The following is a 19,621-nucleotide window of genomic DNA, read 5'->3' as shown; positions in this document are numbered from 1 at the left end:
TGTTGCGGACTGGTTGGGCTGGGGCGACCGCGGATCTTTGGCGAGATGGGCGGTCGCCCCAGGCGTGGTTAGAACGGCGGCTCGTTGCCCGGCTCTGCGGAGCTGTCGGCGGTGCTCCACATGTCGTCGCGGACCGGAGCGGCGTTGGTGCGCTTGCCGTTGATCGTCACGGTGGTGAAGCGCAGGGAGGCACCGATCTCGTCGGCCTCGACGGCGAGCATCGAGCGGTTTTCGCCCTCCGGGGTCTGCCAGTCGTGCTGGCGGATGCGGCCGAAGACGACGACGCGCGAGCCCTTCACCAGGGAGTCGGCGACGTGTTCGGCGAGGGTGCGCCAGGCGGCGCAGCGGAAGAACGTGGAGGTGCCGTCCTTCCACTGGTTCGCCTCGCGGTCGAACACGCGCGGTGTGGAGGCGACTGTGAAGCGCGCGAGGGCCTGGCCGGAGGCGGTGAATTTCAGCTCCGGGTCGGCGGTGAGGTTGCCGATGATGGTGACCGGGGTTTCTCCGAGCGACATGCTGTATCTCCTCTTTGCTGGTGTTAGGCCCGGGTGTGGGTGTGCTGGGCCTTGGCATTGAGCAGCACGAAGTGCAGGGCGGATTCGGCAAGGACGCCGTAGGCGTAGGCGGCGTCCGCGTGCCCGGCCACGATGTCCAGGGCGGCGTGCAGGTCGGTGGCGTCGCGATCGCTGAGATATGGCTGCTGGTCCAGGTACTCAGCAACGTTGCCGGCGTCCTCAATGTCGAGCAGGCGGGCGCGGGCCTGCTCGAACTTGCGGTAGCCGCTCCACTGTTCCAGCGCGGGCATGGCCGGCGGGACCGGGCACAGGTCAGCGGGCAGCTTGTAGTGGCCGTCGCCAGTGCGGCCCAGCTTGACCGTCTGGGGCTGCTGGCCGTCGAGTACCTGTCCGATTGCCCATGCAGTGCCGTAGCCGTAGGCCAGAGCGGTGTTCAGGTACAGCTCACGCAGTACCCGGACCGTCTTGCTGAGCGTGTCGCCGATGGTGAACACGGCGGCGTCGTGGGGGCGGAACGGCACGGAGCTGGGGGCGTTGTCGATGTGGACGGCAGCGTCGAGCAGGCGGATGCGGTCGGGGTCGTAGGCGGCGTGCTCCAGCTCGGCGGTACGGGCCGCGCGCTGCGTCTCACGGGCTGCGGCCCCGAGCGCGAACACGCTGTCGGTGAGCGATTCGAACCACATGCGGACGGTCGTCATAAGGGGTCTCCTTTCTCAGCTGTGGAAGTGGCTGCGTTTGATGACGGCTTTGCGGATGTGGACCGTGGTCCCGCCCTTGTGGCCGCTGGCGGTGAACACCTGTGCGGCAATCCAGCCGCCGAAGATGACGGCGGCGAGGATGATGAGCTGGGTGATCAGTGCGGTGAGGGCGGTGATGAATGCCGTCAGCAGGAACAGCCCGCCGCACACGGCGAGGAAGCCGACGCCGCCGAGGGCGATGTTCACCGCCGTGCGGGAGACGGGCGGCTTGACGGCGGCCGGGTCGGGCTTGGCGGGTTCGATGGCGTAGCCGGTGACGACCCTGCCATCGGGCAGGACGACGCTCGCCACCGTCGGGACGCTGCCCGGCTGGACGGGCACGAGCGGTGCCACTGTGTGGGGGGTGAGCGGCTGGGGGCGGTGCACCGGGAGTGGTGTGGTCTGCTCGGGGTGGGTCACGATCGGTCTCCGATCACGGATCGTGACTGTCAGAGGGTGCGGCTCTGACAGTCAGACGAGGTGTCAGGGGCTTTGTCAGGCCGGAAATCCCTGACTTTCCTATAGGCCGGGCCGCGCCCTGACTGTCAGAGTCAGAGCGCGGCCCTGACAGTCAGGGCGTCACGGTGGGTAGTGTCAGGCGGCGATGGAGGCCGGGCGGACGATGGTGTACTCGCCCTGTCCGTCGCGGCTGAGCACGCCCTGTTCGGTGAGCTTTTTCAGCTCGCCCTGGAGCCAGGGGCGGGAGCGGCCGGCCTTCACGGCGGCGGGGATCAGGTCGCCCGGTTCGAAGGTGAGCCGGTCCTGTGCGGCCCAGGCGTCGATCTGGCCGTAGAGGATGGCGCGGGCCTCTTCGGTGGACGGCTTGGCCGTCTGCTCGAAGGTGAGGTCCGTGTCCGGGTCGGTGTCGGGTACGTCGTCCTCCAGGCGGAGGCGGGCGTAGGGGGCGTCCGGCTCCGGGTCCGCCGGGATCTGCGCCATGACCTCCTCGTAGGCGTCCTGCAGTTCCATGGTTGCGGCCTCCTCTGCCGCCGGGTCTACGGCGTCCGTCTCGTCCGTCTCCTCGCCGTCCGGGACGTCCCAGGCGGGTGCGGGGCCGTGCACGGCGCGCAGGGCGGTGACGGGTGCCTGTTCCAGTTCCTGGCCGGGGTCGAGGCGGTTGGTGCCGCGGTGGGTGCGCCGCTCGTAGGCCAGGCCAGCGGCCCGTGCGGAGATGTCGTCCAGCGGGTCGCGGACCGCGGTGGCGGCCAGCACCATCTCCCGGATCTGCTCCTTGACCGTCTTGGTCAGGCAGCCGCGCACTTCGGTGGTCCACCGCTTGGCCGGAATGCCCATGCCGGTGGCGTAGGCGTAGCCAGGCCGGTCCGCGCCCCAGTCCGGGACGGCACCGGATTCGGTGACCCGATCGGGCAGGCAGAACGCCGCGTCGGAGGCTTCGTCCACGCCGAAGCAGACGGCGGCTTGGAGGTTGGCGCGCACGTCGGTGTCGAGGTTCTTCCACGTGGCGCGCTGGAGACTGATCACCAGCCAGATGCCCACGGAGCGGGCCTTGCGGGCGATCTCGTCCAGGACCGAGAAGTCGGCGACGTCGGCGGCCTCTTCGATCCACACCACCATGGCGTTGAGCTTCGACTGGGGCGTCCACTGGTCCAGGCCCTCCGCAGCCAGGGCGGTGCCCCGTTCGGCGATCACGGCCGGCAGGCAGCGCAGCATGGCCTTGGCCTCGCGGGTGCCGCCGCGCTTGCGGTCGACGAACCAGTCGATGCCCTCTTTCATGTGCCCGACCGTCTGCTCGCCCTTGGCCAGGTCGATCAGCCAGATCGACAGCTTGCGGCGGGTCATCAGGTGGGCCAGCACGGTGCGGGCGAACTCCGACTTGCCGGAGCCGGTGACGCCCATGACCAGCAGGTGCTGGAGGATCTCGGCCTTGAACGGGTTGATCCACCAGGTCTCGCCGTCGGCGTACTGGCCGGCCGGGATCGGTTCGGTGGGCAGCAGCCCCAGCTCCTTCGGCGGCAAGAAGGGGACGCCGTCTTTGAGCAGGTCGGCGACGCGGGCGGAGAGCGTGCCGCGGGCGGCGTTGTCGGAGTCCTTGCCGATGGTGACCGCGGACGGCGGCACGTGCAGCGCAGCCGCGAGCTTGGGGGCGGCCGTCTGCACGTCGTCCATGGTCTTGCTGGGCGGGACGACCACCTCAGCGGTGACCATGCCCTTGCCGTTGCCGCGCACGTTCTTGACCTGCACCTTCTCCAGGCCGACTGCTTCGGCGAGCTTGGCCAGGCCGGTGGAGTCGGTCTCCTCGGTCTCGTCGTGGGCGTTGCGCATGATCTGCCGCACGTTCCACGACGCGGCGAACAGCCCGCCCCCGAGCAGCCACAGATCCGTCATCGGATGCCCGAAGGGACCTGCGGAGACGGCGCAGGTCAGCCAGCCCATGCCAGCGGCCACGCTGGCGGTGGCCTGGGCGCGCCGGTAGCGGCGGAACTTGTTGCTGCCCCCGGAGACGGCCCAGGTCACGGCGGACAGCAGGACGCCGCCCACGCCCAGGCCGGCGGAGGCGAGCCCGGCGGACAGAGCAGAGCCGCCCCACATCTCGTGCACTCCCCATCCGGCGACCGGGGGGAGGACGGCGGCGCCGATCCACGGGGGCAGGTACGGCGCGGCCTTGGCCGCCAGGTGGTTGCCGATGGTGGACAGGATGCCGCCCCGCCCGGCGGGCAGGGCAGCCAGGGCATAGCCGTCGTGGCTGTGCAGTGCGGGGAAGTGGTCGCGGTCGCGGCGGGCCATTCAGTCCTCCCCGATCGTGAACGTCGGGCGCGCGTGCTTCCCACCGCGCTGCTGCCTGGCCTCGCGCTCCGGCTTGACGAAGTGCCGGTCGAAGGCATGCGCCATCTTCAGCGCTCCCACGCCCAGTGCCTTGGCCGCCTCCGCGGACACCTTGAGGTGAGCGGAGACCAGGCGGGCCTTGATGCGGGACTGGGCGCCGAAGGTGTACCACCGGCCCTTGTACTGCGACAGGACGCCGTTCAGCTCCTCGGCGCGCATGCCGAGGATCAGGTACAGCTCACGTCCCAGGTGGTTGACGGCCTTGGCCAGCGCCAGGATGTCCTTGTCCGAGCGGAACTCGATCCGCTCGATTGCGTGGATCAGCCGGTCGCCCTGGTGCCGGTCCGCCGCCCCGCCGTCACCGGCTGCGCCGTTGAAGCCGGCGCCTCCGCCGGGGCCGCCGTTGGCGGTGGTGAAGTTGACGTTCCAGGTGCGTTCCTTGTGCGTGTGCCGGGTCCGGCCGCCGGACGGGCCACCGCCCATGGAACCGCCGACGGGAGCGCCGTTGGGGGGAGTGCTCACGAGTCGTCCTCCTCGAAGACGATGACGGACCCGAGCAGCGGCGACGTGACGATGCGGTCGACGGTCCAACCGTCGTCGACGGCGTCGGCCGCCTGCTCGATGAGCCGATGGGAAGCCGCGAACCGTGCCACCACGGCCGCGGCGTACAGGTCAGTGGGACGCCACCGAAACTGGCCGGCGGCAGCGTGGATGAGGGCGCCCGCCCACTGGGCCGCCCGCTGCCCGAAGGCGAACGAGCGGTCCAGCAAGGCGGCGCGGCGCGCGCCGAACACGAGTCGTCCCTCAGCCGCGGCGGCGGACGACGAGCCACCCGACCTGAGCGGCCAGGGTGACGAGCAGCCACAGCACCGGCAGCGGCCCGGCCAGCGGACCGAACGCCGCGGCCAGCGCCAGCCACACCAGGCCGACGGTGCCCAGCACCGTCAGGCCGATCCGCCACCAGATGACCGAGCGGCCGACCGGACGACGACGCTGCACGATGAGCAGCCACACCAGCGGCGCCACAGCGGCCGGAGCGAGGATCAGCCCGGACCACCACGCCCACCAGTGCAGAACCGCCGTGACGGCCAGCGCCGTCACGGCCAGGGCGAACGGCGCCAGACGGCCGCGGTGCTCCCACAGCAACCGAACGAGGTAACCGAATAACTCCCATGCCAGCGACGGGCGCTCGGGCACCACGACCACGAACGGCTGCATGCCGCGGCGTCCACGCTGACGCGGAATATGGACGGTGTGGACACCGGCGGCCGTTTTCACGCCGCGAGTGCGGATACGGCTGGACACAGCGAACTCCTTGGACGAAGGGGTGATTAAGGCGGTGTGCTGCTTCCCGGCACGTCCGCTTCGCGGGTGCCGAGGCAAGCTCACCGGGTCTGCACGCCGGGTCTGCGTGAGTACCGCTCACCGGGGCTCACCGGGTCTGCTTCACTGGTGCGGTCGACTGCTTCCGGCAGTCGCAACGAGGGCCAGCCCACTACCCCTGGGCTGGCCCTCACTGGTGGTGCCGGACGCTGCTTACGCGCCGGATTCCTCGTGGGACATCAGCGCGCCCCACGCGCGGCGCACCCGCTGCTCACCGCCGACGAAGCCCGCCTCGCGGAAGGCGGCCACCGCCTGCCGGTAGGACAGCGGCGGATCCTCGGCGTAGCGCAGGTGGCGCAGGACCACGAGAAGCTGGGCGTCGCTCAGTGGCTCGCCCGTCACGGGCGTCGGCACACCTGCCACGGCCGCGATCTCCTCCAGCGTCACGCCCCCGTCACGCCCGGACGGTTCGTCTTCCACCAGCACGCCGCCGTCGGCGGCAGGCGTCACGGCGGGTTCTGGCTCGGGCGTGACGGCCGTGACGCGCTCCGACGCAGCCTTGTCAATGCTGCCCTTGACCTGCGTGTCTTCCGCCGTCACGGGGGGTGTGACGCCTGCCTCGGCACCGCTGCCGACGGCAGGCTGTGCGATGGTGGCCACCGCCTCGGCGACCGGGGGTGTGACGGGCAGGGCGAACATGCTCGCCAGAGCGGCATCCGCGCCGGCCGTCATCCGCTCGCGCTGGACGTCGACCAGGTGCGCCCCGAGCAGCGCATCCCCCGTGCCGACCTTCCTCGCCAGCTTCCACGACGCCAGCTCGGACGCCTTGCGGGCGCCCGCGTCGGGGTGGTTCGCGGCGCGGGCTCGGTGGTAGGCGAGCCGCTGCATGACGGTCGCATTGCGACGCTGTGCCTCGGCGTCCACACCGGTGCGGTAGACCACGATGCGGCGCGCCAGCAGGCCCATGCCCTCTGCGGACACGCACATGGCCATGGGTGTCACGGCGAACACCACCGCCTCGGTGAGGTTCTTGGCAACCGTCGCGCCGGTCAGGGACGCCACCGCCGGCAGCGTCCACAGCCCGACCCGCACGGGCGCCGGGGCGGACTGTCCCAGCATGGTCAGTCCGACCAGGACCAGGGCCAGCACCAGCGTGGCGCCCTCCCCTGCGGCCACCACGCCCAGTGCGGTGGCCGACCGGTGGAAGACGGAGGTGATGTTGCTGTAGGTGCCCCACGCGCCCAGGCCGCCGAAGGCAACCATGGGCACCGCGGCGGCCCCCAGTACGGCTGCCTGGCCCCTGCTCAGGGACCTCTCAGGGATGTTGTTCATCGAATCTCCTGTCCTCGAAGGGTTCAGGCGCCTGCTGCGCGCCGCCGTGGGCGCACAGCAGGCACATGCCGAGTGAGGTCGGCAGGCAGTAGCTGTAGGTGATCCCGCACTCGGGGCACGTGCGGCGGGCCAGCATCGCCAACGCCAGCGCACCCCACTTCCGCGACGTCATCGGCCGTACCGGCTTCGCCCGGTCGATCCGGTACAGGTAACTGACCTGCACTCCGCCGGTGCGCCGGTTGACCCGCATGACTTGTGCCGCGACCGGTTGTCCACCGGGCCGTAACCCGCGGGCGCGAAGCTGACGCCGAGTGGCCAGCCCCTCGGGGGCGTAACGCCACGGGTACGTCGGGACGCCGTAACGGGCGCCGGTCGGATCGAAGCACTTGCCGAACGCTCCCGACATCAGACCTCCACCCCTGCCTTTGTCGGGGCGGGGATGTCGGCGTTGGCCGCCGGCTCCAGCCTCGCGCTCATGCGCCGATACCCGTCGTCGTGGGCCTCTCGTTGGTCAGCTCACGCCGTGCGGCCAGCACCCTGCGGTGAGCCCGCCGCAGCCGGCGCTCGTCCAGCTCCGACAGAGGCCGGTCCAAAAGGGCGATTTGGACGTCCAGCAACTCGACTTCCGCCGTGATGAGCGGCGTCTCGCGTGCGATGGCGTCCAGCTCGGCATCCGTCGGTTCGCGGTCGTTCCCGTCGACGACAGCAACGGCTTGAAGTGCACGGACGGACTTCATCGATCGTGTTCCTCTCAGACGGAAACGGCGGCGGCCCCGGTGGACTGACACCGGGGCCGCGCGGTTGTTGAAGTCGGTAGATCCGGCTCCCCACACTCCGCCCGTACGGGCGCCGCGCGGTGCGCGGACCGGACGGGCGGAGGAGGCAACCGGCCGCAGCAGAGAGCCGCGGGAGAGGTTGGAGAGTGACTCAATGGGCGTAGTCGCCGTGCCGGTCCAGCACGGACGACGCCTTGAGATGTCGACGGATCACAGTCACTCCTTCGAGTCGCTGAGTGACCGGTTCAGGTGTCTCCTTCGGGAGCGTGCTCCCGTTTTAGGCGTATGGAGACGTGACCTTTCGGTCTAAGCCCTCCCGAATGACCAGGGTCGGGTGCGCCCTCGGCCCGCTCTGTCCCGGGCCCCTTGAAGCCATGTCCTGGAGACACGACTCCCGTTCGTGACGCGCACAGCTGGCCGACCAGCGACCCAATCTGGTGCGCACCAGTAGAGTGCATCTGGTGCGCACCAGAGTCAAGGCTGGTTCGCCGGTTCGGATGGGCTGTCGCCCGCTGCGGCGCACTTCCAGGACACCGTTCGAGACAGGGGCGTCGGTAGCCAACAGTCCTTAACTTCCGGCCTGTTAACCCCTGTTGACCTGCGGCAATGTCGTGCATGCTGGGCAGGTCAGTGGAGGGAACGAACGCCGGACGGTGGCCTGTGAACGCAGGACTTCGGAACGCGCGTACGGCGCGCGGGTGGTCCCAGGAACGACTGGTTCGCGAAATCGAGCAGTACGCCCGACGGAACCTCGTCGACGTGGCGTCGAAGGCCAGCCTGCGCGTGTACGTGTCCGAGTGGGAGAACGGCAAGCGGGTCATCTCGGATCGCTACGCGGCCATCCTGCGGCGGCTCCTGGGCGTTACGGACGCAGAGTTGAGGGACACCGGCCCTGCTCAGGCCGTACCGATGGCAGACGGCTACGGCGAACTGCTCAGCAGGATCGACTCCGCCAGCAGTGTCAGCGCGTCCATGGTGAAGGCGTTCAACGACCAGACCGAACTCCTGCGCACCATGGATCGCCAGATGGGCGCCGCGGGCCTCGTCGACCAGATGACCGGCCACCTTGCGGCGCTGGAGGAGGCGTTGAACTTCGCCGTCCTGCCTTCCGCTCGCCGGCCGGTTGCCCTCGCGCTGGCTGGCGCGTCGACCCTCGCAGCGTGGCAGGCGATCGACTCAGGGGCGGTCGAACGGGCATGGCGGCACTACGAGCTTGCGAAGCGGGCCGCGCGTGATGCTGAGGCACCGATGTACTTGGCGCACGCGATGGGTGAGCAGGCGTACGTCCTGTGCGAGGCCGGACGACCGGCGCTCGGTGTCGAGCTGGTGCGCGACGCTCAGCGCACCTTGGGGCAGGCCGGCTCGCCTCGGCTTCGAGCGTGGCTCCATGCAGCAGAGGCAGAGCTATGCGCTCACGCTGGCATGCCGGATGATTGCCGCCGTGCCCTCGATGCGGCCATGAACGAGATTCCTCCGGGGGCTGAGGACCGAGACCCGGACATGGTGAGCATCTTCCTGAACGGTGCTCACCTCACCCGGTGGCGGGGCAATGTGCTCGCTCTGCTCGGTGACGAAGAAGCGGTGACCAGCCTCTACAACGCACTGGAAGTGATGGACCCGACGTTCGTCCGGGCTCGGGCCGGTCTGCATGCCGACCTGACCCAGGCACACCTGATCCGGGCCGAGTACGACGATGCGCGGACCCACCTGCAGCAGGCTCGATTGCTGGCGAGCCGCACCGGATCGGTGCGGCAGCGGCGGCGCATCGACATGCTCAGCTCGAAGCTGTGACGCCCTGCTTCCCGCGGCTCGCCAGGATGTGCAGCAGGGCCACGAGCGTGCCGGACCCCATGAGCTGCCCGCGAGCCATCAGACCGGGAACATCGGCCAGCGGTACCCACTCGATATGGCCGGCCTCCTCCAGGTCGGTCGGCTTGCCAACCTGCTCGGCGCCGTAGCCCACGAAGATCTCGTGCGGCGAGTCGACCATGCCGACCATGGGCTGATAGGTGACCACGTGTTCCAGCGACTTCGGCCGCCAGCCCGTCTCCTCGACGACTTCGCGCAGCGCGGTTTCGGCAGGATCCTCGCCCTCGTCGACGATGCCGCCGGGCAGCTCCCACCCGAATTGCTGTGGGACGAACCGGTACCGCCACATCATCAGCACGCGGTCCCGGTCGTCGACCACAGCCGTAATGGCGACGTGGTGGAGCTTCACCACGTGATGCTCGAACCGCTCGACGCCCGGGGGCTCGACGTCCCAGAGCTGGAGCTTGACCCAGCGGTTGTCGTACAGATCCCGCTCACCGTGGATCGTCCACGGCTTCAGCCCCTCGGGCGTCTTCACGCTCACAGCACCCGGAACCCGATACGAGCTGCGCCCGCGCACTTCCAGTGCCCCCTCGGCCACGAGCCGGGCAAGCACCTGCCGCAGCGCCGTCCGCCCGATGCCCAGCTCCTCGACGAGCGTGCGCTCCGAGGGGAACTTGTCCCCGGGCGCGTACTCGCCGGCAGCGAGCCGTGCACGTAGCGTCTCGTAGACCTTGCTCGTCTTGGGTCCCATCCGCGGAGCACTCCCCGTTCTGACGTGGTGCGTACCAGCGTAGCGGGCCGCACACACAGCGCTGCGTGGCTACAACGATGCGTATGCGCATGAGATCACCAAAGACGATCCTGATCCCCAGGAAGAGTGCTGGGAATTTCCTGATGGGCTGAGTCTTCCAAAAGGATGGAGCGAATCGGCTATATAGGGTGAAGTCTGGCATCTAGCGCCATATCCCGAGGTGCCCCGTTTCGGCCTCTCGGAGAGCCGTGTGTGAGGACGAGGCGTGGACGGAAAGCAGTTGCTCCTGCATGCAGCCGTGTAAAGCAGCAGGTCAAAGGTGATCTGCTGATGTGGCGACGAACAGACTGTAAATCTGCCGGCTCAGCCTTCCTAGGTTCGAATCCTAGCGCCGCCACACTGGGGAAGACCCCCTCCGAACTGCGGCAACGCAGAGCGGAGGGGGTCTTGTCGTGTCGGGTGACGGGAGCGTCGTGACGTGTGGCTCGGCCCGTTGCCTTCTCGACCTGGATCACGCGCCGACCAGCGCTTGCGGGGCATCCGTGGGGCAGGAGCGGGTCACGGCCCGTCGGCGGTGCACGGAAGATCCCTGCCGGACTCCCCGTCCGACCAGCGCCGTCCCCCAGGTGTGCCCCGGTGAGGCGGGCCCGGCTCGCCCCGGCCCCACGGAGACTCAGTCCCCCCGCCCGCCCGCGTGCACAGGTCGGCGCGATCCCCCCGCCGCTGTCAGTGCCGCGGTGCACACTGACTTCATGTCCTCGCGTCGCAGACACTGCCCCGAGTGCCGCCGGGAGATCGCTGTCGTCGCCGGGCGGTTCGCCCGTCACGACCCTCCGGGTGCACGGGAGAACGGCGAGCTGACCTCCTGTCCGGGCTCGCGGCGGACGGTGCCGTCGGACGCGGCGCAGCCGACCCTGGACGGGTACGTGGTGCCCCCGTTCCCGGGTCAGCTTCCGCTCTTCTAGACGGTCACCGTGCATCCGGACGGCCACCGTGATCGGGGCCGCAGGGCGCTCAGTTCCCCGCCACCGACTTCACCGCCACCGACACCGGGGTGGAGCCGCCGATGAGTTCCAGCGTCAGGCCGGCGGTCGCCGGGGTGTCCACCAGTTCGGCCAGCACCTTGGCCACGTCGTCGCGGGGGATCGAACCACGGCCCGTGCGGGCCTCCAGACGGACCAGGCCGGTACCGGGGTCGTTCGTCAGCGCGCCGGGACGCAGGATGGTCCACTCCAGGGCTTCCTGGGCGCGTACGTAGTCGTCGGCCGCGCCCTTGGCGCGCAGATACACGTCGAACACCTCGTCGCCCTCGTGCTGGGCGTCCGCGCCCATCGAGGAGACCACCAGCATGCGCCGCACGCCCGCCCGGACCGCGGCGTCGGCGAAGAGCACGGCCGCGCCCTTGTCCACGGTGTCCTTGCGGGCCGCGCCGCTGCCCGGGCCCGCACCGGCCGCGAACACGGCGGCGTCCGCGCCGCGCAGCCGCTCCGCGACCTCCTCCACCGAGGCCGACTCCAGGTCCAGCACGATCGGTTCGGCTCCGACCGCGCGCAGATCCTCGGCCTGCTCGGAGCGGCGGATGATGCCCGCCACCTCGTCCCCGCGCGCGGCGAGCAGCCGCTCCAGCCGCAGCGCGATCTGGCCATGACCACCAGCAATGACAATCCGCATGTTTCCGACCGTACGCCCGGACGGCCCCATCCGCCGCACGACGGGTCACCCGGCACACCCGGTGCCGTGCCTCACGGCTTGGCGCACAACGTCGTACGGCACATGGAAGCCTGACCGGCCGTCGGAGAGCCGCCCGGTGTCCGTCACCAGGTGATCCCCGGCCTCCGGCGCCGCCGCCCGGCGCTCGCTACGGCAGCTCCCCCCGCCCCTGCCGGGGCAGCCCCAGGGCTACCGAGGCCGCCGTGTCGCAGAACTCCCGTACCGCGCTGGTGCGCGCCACCACGCGCCCCCGGTGCACCACCACGCGGCTGTAGCCGAGCGACAGCGCGCCCGCCAGCCGTTCGCCGCGCACCGCGAGCAGATCCGCCGGGAAGCCCGCCTCGACACGCACCTCGGGCAGGCCGAGCACCGCCCGGGCCGAGGCGCTCACCGCGTCGTAGGCCTCCTCCGGTCCCAAGCCGTGCCGGGCGGCCAGCAGATAGGCGGCCTCCAACGGATCGCCGCGGCCCACCGGGTTCGCCACGTCCCGCAGGGCCCCGCTGCCCGCGGCCACCCGGACCCCGGCCGACCGCAGCAGCCGTACCGGGGCCGTGCCGAGGCCCTCGGCGCCCGCGCAGCCGCCCTGCGGCAGGCACACCACGGTCACCCCGGCCGCCGCCAGCTGGTCCGCCGTGCGGGCCGCCACGTCGACGGGGAGCAGTTCCAGGCCGCCGCACGGTCCCAGCGCCACCCCGGTCCGCAGGTCGCCCGCCATGGCCGCGATGCGGGCCAGCCGCGCCGGATCCGTGCCGTCGGTGTGCAGATCGACCGCGCGGCCGTGCTCCGCGGCCAGGCCCAGCACGGCCTCCAGGTGGCCCGTGGGGTCGGGGTCCCCGTCCGGGCATCCGCCGACCACCTCGGCGCCCAGCTCCACCGCGTCCCGCAGCACCGCCAGGCCCTCCGCGCCGGCGGCCCCGGTCAGCACCCGGGGCACCGCCACCGTCGTCAGCTCGGCCAGCCCGCGCAGGGCCCGCTGCGCCTCCAGGACCGCGCCCAGGGCGCCCAGCCCCCGGGCGTCGCCCACGCGCACATGGGCGCGCAGGGCGGTGGCGCCATGGCTGAGCTGCAGCAGCGCGGCCTCCACGGCCCGGCGCTGGACGTCCTCGGGGGCGTACGACACCGGTCCGTCGGTGTCGCCGGTCAGGGCGGTGTCGGCGTGGGCGTGGGGCTCGGCCGGGGCCGGCAGGAGCAGATAGCCGCTCAGGTCGACGCGGGAGCCGTCGCCGGACTCGCGCGCCCCGCCCCGCGGACCCGCGCCCCGCCGGCCGGTGCGCCGGGCCGGGGCCAGGCTGCCCGCCGTGCCGACCGCCTCGATGCGGCCGCCGGCCAGGCGCACGTCGACCGTGCGGCCGTCGGTCAGACGGGCACCGGTCAGCAGCAGCACGCCCGGCTCCGGCGGACCCGGCGCACCCGGTGAGGAGGACGGCGGGGGCGGCTGCTGCTGACCGGGAGGCATCGCACTCCAGCTGTGACGCACGGCAGGGACGGCGGGACTGCGGACGGACGCGGACGCAGGACGCAAGGACGGACGCGCACACACGATCGCGCGCGGGTGCGGACGAGCCTAGGGTCGGTGCCGCGCGGGACCGCGGAGGAGCGCAATAGTCGTACCGGTGTGGCCGGGCAGGTGTGCCCGGTAGCGCGGGTCACCGGCGCCGCCGGGAAGCCCGCGAAGCCCGGAGCGACGACGGGAGCGGCGAGGGGGCCGAGCCGTGTCCGGACCGGGTGCCACGGCCCCCGCGCGACGGCCCGAGGGCGGCACGCGGGCGGGATGCCGGAAACGGATTTGGGCGAACGGCGGCGGACCGTGTAATGTCTTCATCGCTCGCCCCAATAGCTCAGTCGGCAGAGCGTCTCCATGGTAAGGAGAAGGTCAACGGTTCGATTCCGTTTTGGGGCTCTGATGCGAGAGGTATCCGCCTCCGGCGTTCTGATCGCATCGCAGCGGTGTAGCTCAGTCGGTAGAGCAAGCGGCTCATAATCGCTGTGTCACCGGTTCAAGTCCGGTCACCGCTACTCTCAGTAGCCGATTGCCGGGTCGGTCCGTCGATCGGCTACTCTTCATGTGCGTTATTTCTAGTCCACCGTTCGTCAAGGAGCACTCACGTGGCTGCCACCGACGTCCGCCCGAAGATCACGCTGGCCTGCGTGGAGTGCAAGGAGCGGAACTACATCACCAAGAAGAACCGGCGTAACAACCCGGACCGTCTGGAGATGAAGAAGCACTGCCCGCGTTGCAACGCGCACACCACGCACCGCGAGACGCGATAAATCAGACGCAGCCATGAGGCCGTCCCCACAGCAGGGGGCGGCCTCATGCTGTTTGCACCCGACCGACGCATGACACCAGACGCATGACACCAGGAGGTGCCGCGCCCATGGCGCTCGACCAGTCCTTCGTGGGGCGGTCCTACCCGCCCACCGCCCCGTACGAAGTGGGCCGGGAGAAGATCCGGGAGTTCGCCGAGGCGGTGGGCGACACCCACCCCGCCTACACGGACCCCGAGGCGGCCAAGGCGCTCGGCCACCCGGACGTGATCGCCCCGCCGACCTTTGTGTTCGTGATCACATACAAGGCCGCCGCGCAGGTCGTGCAGGACCCGCAGCTGGGCCTGGACTACAGCAGGGTGGTGCACGGCGACCAGAAGTTCGCCTACACCCGTCCCGTGCGCGCCGGTGACCGGCTGACCGTCACCTCCACCATCGACGCGATCAAGTCGCTGGCCGGGAACGACATCCTGGACGTCCGCGGCGAGGTGCACGACGAGGCGGGCGAGCACGTGGCGACCACCTGGATGAAGCTCGTGGCCCGCGCGGCCGAGGAGGCGTGAGGAACGACATGACGGCGACCATCGCCTACGACGACGTCGAGGTCGGCACCGAGCTGCCGGCACAGACCTTCCCCGTGACCCGGGCCACGCTCGTCCAGTACGCGGGCGCCTCCGGGGACTTCAACCCCATCCACTGGAACGAACGGTTCGCCAAGGAGGTCGGGCTGCCGGACGTGATCGCGCACGGCATGTTCACCATGGCCGAGGCGATCCGGGTGGTCACCGACTGGGCGGGCGACCCGGGCGCGGTCGTCGAGTACGGCGTCCGCTTCACCAAGCCCGTCGTGGTCCCCGACGACGACAAGGGGGCCACCATCGAGGTCTCCGGCAAGGTCGCGGCCAAGCTGGACGACCGCACCGTCCGGGTGGACCTGACCGCGGTCAGCGCCGGGCAGAAGGTCCTCGGCATGGCCCGCGCCCTCGTGCGCCTGGCCTGACGGCGACACGGACCGACGGCCGCCCGGCCGCCGTGCCGGGCGGCCGGCATGGTCCTCGGCGGCCCGGTCGGCAAGGTCTCGTAGTCTTGGGCGCGTGCAGGAACTCCACGACGCGCCCCTGGCCCCGCTGACCACCTTCCGGCTGGGCGGCCCCGCCGACCGGCTGATCACCGCGGAGACCGACGCCGAGGTGATCGACGCCGTCCGCGAGGCCGACGCCGCGGGCACCCCGCTGCTGGTCATCGGAGGCGGCTCCAACCTGGTCATCGGTGACAAGGGCTTCGACGGCACCGCCCTGCGCATCGCCACCCGAGGCGTCGAGCTGCGCGGAACGGCGCTGGAGCTGGCCGCCGGCGAGGTGTGGACGGACGCCGTCGCCCGCACCGTGGAGGCCGGGCTGGCCGGCATCGAATGCCTCGCCGGGATCCCCGGCTCCGCCGGCGCCACCCCCATCCAGAACGTCGGGGCGTACGGGCAGGAGGTCTCCAGCACCATCACCGAGGTCGTCGCCTACGACCGCGAAGCCGGCGAGACGGTCACCCTCACCAACGAGGAGTGCGCCTTCTCCTATCGGCACAGTCGCTTCAAGGCCGACCCCGGCCGGTACGTCGTGCTCCGGGTCAGGTTCCGGTTGGAGGACGCCGGCGGCCTGTCCGGCCCGATCAAGTACGCGGAGACGGCCCGCGCCCTCGGTGTCGAGCCCGGCGAGCGCGTCCCCCTCGCCGCCGCCCGGGACACCGTGCTGAAGCTGCGCGCCGGCAAGGGCATGGTGCTCGACCCCGAGGACCACGACACCTGGTCCGCCGGGTCGTTCTTCACCAACCCGATCCTCACCGACGCCGACTTCGCCGCCTTCCGCGACCGGGTGCACCAGCGGCTGGGCGCGGACGTCGAGCCGCCCGCCTATCCGGCGGGGCCGGGGCGGACCAAGACCTCCGCGGCCTGGCTGATCGAGAAGGCGGGCTTCCCCAAGGGCTACGGCACCGGCCCGGCCCGGATCTCCACCAAGCACACCCTCGCCCTGACCAACCGCGGCGGTGCCACCACCGAGGACCTCCTGGCGCTGGCCCGCGAGGTGGTGGCCGGAGTCCGCGAGGCGTTCGGCATCACCCTGGTCAACGAGCCGGTCACGGTCGGCATCGACCTGTAGGCCGGCCGCCCGGCCGGCTGCCCCGCGCCGCCTCGCCCCGCCCCCGCTCCGGACGGTGGGCGAGGACACCGGCGAAGATCGCGTAGGGTCGGTGCCCGTCCGACAAGGAGGGGAAGACCATGCGAGGTGGACGAGCCGGCCGCGCGGCCGCGATGGCGGTGGCGAGCGTGCTGCTGGGCGCCCTGGCCACGGGCTGCGGCTCGGCGGCCCACGACGGCGGCGACGGGAAAGCCGACGGGAAACCGACCGCCCGCGCGTCGGCGGCGGCGGACGTCACCGAGTCGCTCGCACCCGACGGCACCACCGTCCGCGTCGGCTCGCCCGACGCCAAGACCGTCGTCCACGTCTACGAGGACGCCCGCTGCCCGGTCTGCCGGCAGTTCGAGACACAGGGCGGCGGCGAGGCCCTGCGCGAGCTGGTCCGCTCCGGACAGGTCCGGGCCGAGTACACCCTGGCCTCCTTCCTCGACGACCGGCTCGGCGGCCACGGCTCCGAGAAGGCCGCCAACGCCCTCAGGGCCGCCCTGGACGCGGGCAAGTTCGCCGAGTACCACGACGTGCTCTACGCCCACCAGCCCGAGGAGAGCGTCGACGGATTCACCGACGCCTTCCTGCTGGACCTGGCCTCCCAGGTGAAGGGCCTGCGCAGCAAGGAGTTCGACGCGGCGGTGAGGGACATGAAGTACCGGTCCTTCGTGACCGCCTCCGAGCAGGCCTTCGAGCGGTCCGGAGCGACCGGCACGCCCGCGATGAAGGTCGACGGCACCTTCGTCGACGGGGCGCGGTTGAACCAGATCTTCGACAAGAGCACGCTGCCGCTGGTGATCGGCGCCCTGGCCCGCGACTGAGCCGGCTCAGCCCGCCAGCCAGTCGTCCACCCCGGCCAGCAGCTTCTCCCGGACGCCCTCAGGGGCGGCCGAGGCACGGATGGACTGGCGGGCCAGCTCGGCCAGTTCGGCGTCCGTGAAGCCGTGGTGCCGGCGGGCGATCTCGTACTGCGCGGCCAGCCGGGAGCCGAAGAGCAGCGGGTCGTCGGCGCCCAGCGCCATCGGGACGCCCGCCTCGTACAGGGTGCGCAGCGGCACGTCCTCCGGCTTGTCGTACACGCCCAGGGCCACATTGGACGCCGGGCACACCTCGCAGGTCACGCCCTGCTCGGCCAGGCGGCGCAGCAGGGCGGGGTCCTCCGCCGCCCGTACCCCGTGGCCCACGCGGTGGGCGTGGAGGTCGTCCAGGCAGTCGCGGACCGAGGCCGGGCCGGTCAGCTCACCGCCGTGCGGGGCCGCGAACAGGCCGCCGGCCCGGGCGATGGCGAACGCCCGGTCGAAGTCCCGCGCCATGCCCCGCCGCTCGTCGTTGGACAGCCCGAAGCCGACCACCCCCCTGTCCCGGTAGCGCACCGCGAGACGGGCCAGGGTGCGGGCGTCCAGGGGGTGCTTCATGCGGTTGGCGGCGATCAGGACGCGCATGCCCAGCCCCGTGTCCCGCGAGGCCGTCTCCACGGCGTCCAGGATGATCTCCAGGGCCGGGATGAGGCCGCCCAGCCGGGGCGCGTACGAGGTCGGGTCGACCTGGATCTCCAGCCATCCGGAGCCGTCCCTCAGGTCCTCCTCGGCCGCCTCCCGCACCAGGCGCCGGATGTCCTCCGGCGTCCGCAGACAGGACCGCGCCGCGTCGTACAGCCGCTGGAAACGGAACCAGCCCCGCTCGTCGGTGGCCCGCAGCTTCGGCGGCTCCCCGCTGACCAGGGCGTCCGTCAGGGCCTCCGGCAGGCGCACGCCGTACTTGTCGGCCAGTTCCAGCAGGGTGCCGGGCCGCATCGACCCGGTGAAGTGCAGGTGCAGATGGGCCTTCGGCAGCTCGGAGAGATCGCGTACGTGCTCCATCCGAGGATCCTGCCGCACGCCCCCCGCCTCCCGGTAGCCGTTTCCCCGTACGGGGGCTTGCCCGCACAGACGAACGGGTGGCACCCGGGGTCGTGCCCGGATGCCACCCGAGGGGGAGCGGGACGGGTCAGTCCCGGGCCTCCGCCAGCAGCTTCTGCATCCGGCTCACGCCCTCCACCAGGTCCTCGTCGCCGAGGGCGTAGGACAGCCGCAGGTAGCCCGGCGTGCCGAACGCCTCACCCGGGACGACCGCGACCTCGGCCTCCTCCAGGATGAGCGCGGCCAGTTCGACGGAGTTCTGCGGGCGCTTGCCGCGGATCTCCTTGCCGATGAGCGCCTTCACCGACGGGTAGGCGTAGAACGCGCCCTGGGGCTCCGGGCAGACCACGCCGTCGATCTCGTTGAGCATCCGCACGATGGTCCGGCGGCGGCGGTCGAAGGCCTCGCGCATCTCGGCCACGGCCTCCAGGTCACCGGAGACGGCGGCCAGGGCGGCGGCCTGGGAGATGTTGGAGACGTTGGAGGTGGCGTGCGACTGCAGGTTGGTCGCGGCCTTCACCACGTCCTTCGGGCCGATGATCCAGCCCACCCGCCAGCCGGTCATGGCGTAGGTCTTGGCCACGCCGTTGACGACGATGCACTTGTCACGCAGCTCGGGCAGCAGCGCCGGCAGCGACACCGACACGGCGTCGCCGTACACCAGGTGCTCGTAGATCTCGTCGGTGAGCACCCACAGGCCGTGCTCCAGCGCCCAGCGGCCGATCGCCTCGGTCTCGGCCTCGGAGTAGACCGCGCCGGTCGGGTTGGAGGGGGAGACGAACAGGACGACCTTGGTCTTCTCCGTGCGGGCCGCCTCCAGCTGCTCGACCGTCACCCGGTAGCCGGTGCTCTCGTCCGCGACGACCTCCACCGGGACACCGCCGGCCAGGCGGATCGACTCCGGGTACGTCGTCCAGTACGGCGCCGGCACGATGACCTCGTCGCCCGGGTCCAGGATCGCGGCGAAGGCCTCGTAGATGGCCTGCTTGCCGCCGTTGGTGACCAGGATCTGGGAGACGTCCGGCTCCCAGCCGGAGTCGCGCAGCGTCTTGGCGGCGATCGCGGCCTTCAGCTCGGGCAGGCCGCCGGCCGGGGTGTAGCGGTGGTACTTGGGGTTCTTGCAGGCCTCGACCGCGGCTTCGACGATGTAGTCCGTGGTCGGGAAGTCGGGCTCACCGGCGCCGAAGCCGATCACCGGACGTCCGGCGGCCTTCAGAGCCTTGGCCTTTGCGTCCACGGCGAGGGTGGCGGACTCGGAGATCGCCCCGATCCGGGCGGAGACCCGGCGCTCGGTGGGAGGGGTTGCAGCGCTCATACCGCCATCGTTCCAGACAGCCGGTCACCGGGACACACGGGTTTCACGAAGCGGGCGGAAGCGGCCTACGCCGTGAACACGCGTGCGGTCCCGCGCGGGGCCGGCCGCGTCGCCGGCCTGCGCAGCGCCCCGTGGCACCGGGCCCGCCGGGGCCGTCCCGCCCTCGCCCAGCGTGCCTGCCACGGCGCATGCGGCGGCCGTGGGCGCGCCGTCCTCCGGGCCG

22 protein-coding genes and 3 tRNA genes are annotated in these 19,621 nt (G+C 71.4%); 10 read left to right on the top strand and 15 right to left on the bottom strand.

The genetic code is table 11. From position 1 onward, the window contains the following. Positions 1-68: 68 nt before the first annotated feature. The 10 genes from ssb to OG899_RS10735 form a co-directional block, all read right to left on the bottom strand. Positions 69-515 (bottom strand): single-stranded DNA-binding protein, encoded by a 447-nt coding sequence (ssb, locus tag OG899_RS10780; protein WP_067398675.1) that lies wholly within the window; start codon positions 513-515, stop codon positions 69-71. 23 nt (positions 516-538) lie between these two features. Beyond that, positions 539-1,213, bottom strand: coding sequence for a hypothetical protein (locus OG899_RS10775; protein ID WP_067398678.1), 675 nt, complete (start codon positions 1,211-1,213; stop codon positions 539-541). A gap of 15 nt (positions 1,214-1,228) precedes the next feature. Beyond that, complete coding sequence (locus OG899_RS10770; protein WP_067398680.1) at positions 1,229-1,675, bottom strand: hypothetical protein; 447 nt, start codon at positions 1,673-1,675, stop codon at positions 1,229-1,231. Between the two features lie 171 nt (positions 1,676-1,846). Beyond that, on the bottom strand, positions 1,847-3,997 hold the full coding sequence (locus tag OG899_RS10765; RefSeq protein WP_301476695.1) for a hypothetical protein: 2,151 nt from the start codon (positions 3,995-3,997) through the stop codon (positions 1,847-1,849). Next, positions 3,998-4,558: a hypothetical protein gene (locus OG899_RS10760; protein ID WP_067398684.1), complete on the bottom strand. Its 561-nt coding sequence runs from the start codon at positions 4,556-4,558 to the stop codon at positions 3,998-4,000. Further along, the gene (locus OG899_RS10755; protein WP_067398686.1) at positions 4,555-4,830 is read right to left on the bottom strand and encodes a hypothetical protein; all 276 of its coding nucleotides are present in this window, start codon (positions 4,828-4,830) and stop codon (positions 4,555-4,557) included. Before OG899_RS10755 ends, OG899_RS10760 begins: the two co-directional genes overlap by 4 nt. 10 nt (positions 4,831-4,840) lie before the next feature. Then, positions 4,841-5,341 carry a hypothetical protein gene (locus OG899_RS10750; RefSeq protein ID WP_067398688.1) on the bottom strand — a complete coding sequence of 167 codons (501 nt, stop codon included), beginning with the start codon at positions 5,339-5,341 and terminating at the stop codon, positions 4,841-4,843. A 231-nt stretch (positions 5,342-5,572) separates the two neighbouring features. Beyond that, positions 5,573-6,691 (bottom strand): hypothetical protein, encoded by a 1,119-nt coding sequence (locus OG899_RS10745; RefSeq protein ID WP_067398691.1) that lies wholly within the window; start codon positions 6,689-6,691, stop codon positions 5,573-5,575. After that, positions 6,675-7,097 (bottom strand): RRQRL motif-containing zinc-binding protein, encoded by a 423-nt coding sequence (locus OG899_RS10740; protein ID WP_086792945.1) that lies wholly within the window; start codon positions 7,095-7,097, stop codon positions 6,675-6,677. Before OG899_RS10740 ends, OG899_RS10745 begins: the two co-directional genes overlap by 17 nt. A gap of 67 nt (positions 7,098-7,164) precedes the next feature. Beyond that, positions 7,165-7,428, bottom strand: a complete 264-nt coding sequence (locus OG899_RS10735) for a DUF6284 family protein (protein ID WP_406311003.1) — start codon at positions 7,426-7,428, stop codon at positions 7,165-7,167. An 822-nt stretch (positions 7,429-8,250) separates the two neighbouring features. On the opposite strand from OG899_RS10735, the gene OG899_RS10730 reads away from it, so the two are divergent. Beyond that, the gene (locus tag OG899_RS10730; protein ID WP_086792954.1) at positions 8,251-9,258 is read left to right on the top strand and encodes a regulator; all 1,008 of its coding nucleotides are present in this window, start codon (positions 8,251-8,253) and stop codon (positions 9,256-9,258) included. On the opposite strand, the gene OG899_RS10725 is transcribed toward OG899_RS10730, so the two are convergent. Further along, complete coding sequence (locus OG899_RS10725) at positions 9,242-10,030, bottom strand: NUDIX domain-containing protein (protein WP_086792948.1); 789 nt, start codon at positions 10,028-10,030, stop codon at positions 9,242-9,244. The two genes, OG899_RS10730 and OG899_RS10725, sit on opposite strands and share 17 nt — an antisense overlap. Positions 10,031-10,348: 318 nt before the next feature. Between OG899_RS10725 and OG899_RS10720 the strand changes: the two genes are divergently transcribed. Next, positions 10,349-10,427, top strand: a tRNA-Tyr gene (locus OG899_RS10720). A 355-nt stretch (positions 10,428-10,782) separates the two neighbouring features. Continuing rightward, positions 10,783-10,995 (top strand): hypothetical protein, encoded by a 213-nt coding sequence (locus OG899_RS10715; protein WP_125496546.1) that lies wholly within the window; start codon positions 10,783-10,785, stop codon positions 10,993-10,995. A gap of 49 nt (positions 10,996-11,044) precedes the next feature. On the opposite strand, the gene OG899_RS10710 is transcribed toward OG899_RS10715, so the two are convergent. Together OG899_RS10710 and OG899_RS10705 are read right to left on the bottom strand one after the other, a co-directional pair. Continuing rightward, positions 11,045-11,701 (bottom strand): SDR family oxidoreductase, encoded by a 657-nt coding sequence (locus OG899_RS10710; protein ID WP_125496545.1) that lies wholly within the window; start codon positions 11,699-11,701, stop codon positions 11,045-11,047. A 187-nt stretch (positions 11,702-11,888) separates the two neighbouring features. Then, the gene (locus OG899_RS10705) at positions 11,889-13,196 is read right to left on the bottom strand and encodes a hydrolase (RefSeq protein WP_189428144.1); all 1,308 of its coding nucleotides are present in this window, start codon (positions 13,194-13,196) and stop codon (positions 11,889-11,891) included. 371 nt (positions 13,197-13,567) lie between these two features. Here OG899_RS10705 and OG899_RS10700 point away from each other — a divergent pair. The 7 genes from OG899_RS10700 to OG899_RS10670 all read left to right on the top strand — a co-directional run bounded on the left by OG899_RS10700 (position 13,568) and on the right by OG899_RS10670 (position 17,006). Then, a tRNA-Thr gene (locus tag OG899_RS10700) sits at positions 13,568-13,640 on the top strand. A gap of 43 nt (positions 13,641-13,683) precedes the next feature. Continuing rightward, a tRNA-Met gene (locus OG899_RS10695) sits at positions 13,684-13,756 on the top strand. Positions 13,757-13,846: 90 nt separating this feature from the next. Then, on the top strand, positions 13,847-14,011 hold the full coding sequence (gene rpmG, locus OG899_RS10690; protein WP_125496543.1) for a 50S ribosomal protein L33: 165 nt from the start codon (positions 13,847-13,849) through the stop codon (positions 14,009-14,011). 107 nt (positions 14,012-14,118) lie between these two features. After that, positions 14,119-14,571 carry a MaoC family dehydratase N-terminal domain-containing protein gene (locus OG899_RS10685; RefSeq protein WP_125496542.1) on the top strand — a complete coding sequence of 151 codons (453 nt, stop codon included), beginning with the start codon at positions 14,119-14,121 and terminating at the stop codon, positions 14,569-14,571. 8 nt (positions 14,572-14,579) lie between these two features. Then, entirely contained in the window at positions 14,580-15,008 is a 429-nt protein-coding gene (locus OG899_RS10680) for a MaoC family dehydratase (protein WP_125496541.1), read from the top strand. A gap of 94 nt (positions 15,009-15,102) precedes the next feature. Next, the gene (locus tag OG899_RS10675; RefSeq protein WP_125496540.1) at positions 15,103-16,158 is read left to right on the top strand and encodes a UDP-N-acetylmuramate dehydrogenase; all 1,056 of its coding nucleotides are present in this window, start codon (positions 15,103-15,105) and stop codon (positions 16,156-16,158) included. A 119-nt stretch (positions 16,159-16,277) separates the two neighbouring features. Beyond that, on the top strand, positions 16,278-17,006 hold the full coding sequence (locus OG899_RS10670) for a thioredoxin domain-containing protein (protein WP_125496539.1): 729 nt from the start codon (positions 16,278-16,280) through the stop codon (positions 17,004-17,006). Positions 17,007-17,012: 6 nt separating this feature from the next. On the opposite strand, the gene OG899_RS10665 is transcribed toward OG899_RS10670, so the two are convergent. After that, positions 17,013-18,044, bottom strand: coding sequence for an adenosine deaminase (locus OG899_RS10665; protein WP_125496538.1), 1,032 nt, complete (start codon positions 18,042-18,044; stop codon positions 17,013-17,015). Between the two features lie 127 nt (positions 18,045-18,171). Beyond that, complete coding sequence (locus tag OG899_RS10660) at positions 18,172-19,398, bottom strand: pyridoxal phosphate-dependent aminotransferase (protein WP_406311002.1); 1,227 nt, start codon at positions 19,396-19,398, stop codon at positions 18,172-18,174. Positions 19,399-19,621 lie beyond the last annotated feature (223 nt).

Origin of the sequence: Streptomyces thermoviolaceus (assembly GCF_045209695.1) — a bacterium.
GTDB classification, from domain to species: domain Bacteria; phylum Actinomycetota; class Actinomycetes; order Streptomycetales; family Streptomycetaceae; genus Streptomyces; species Streptomyces thermoviolaceus.
The sequence above is the reverse complement of the archived record's forward strand: the minus strand, read 5'-3'. Positions and strand labels throughout refer to the sequence as shown.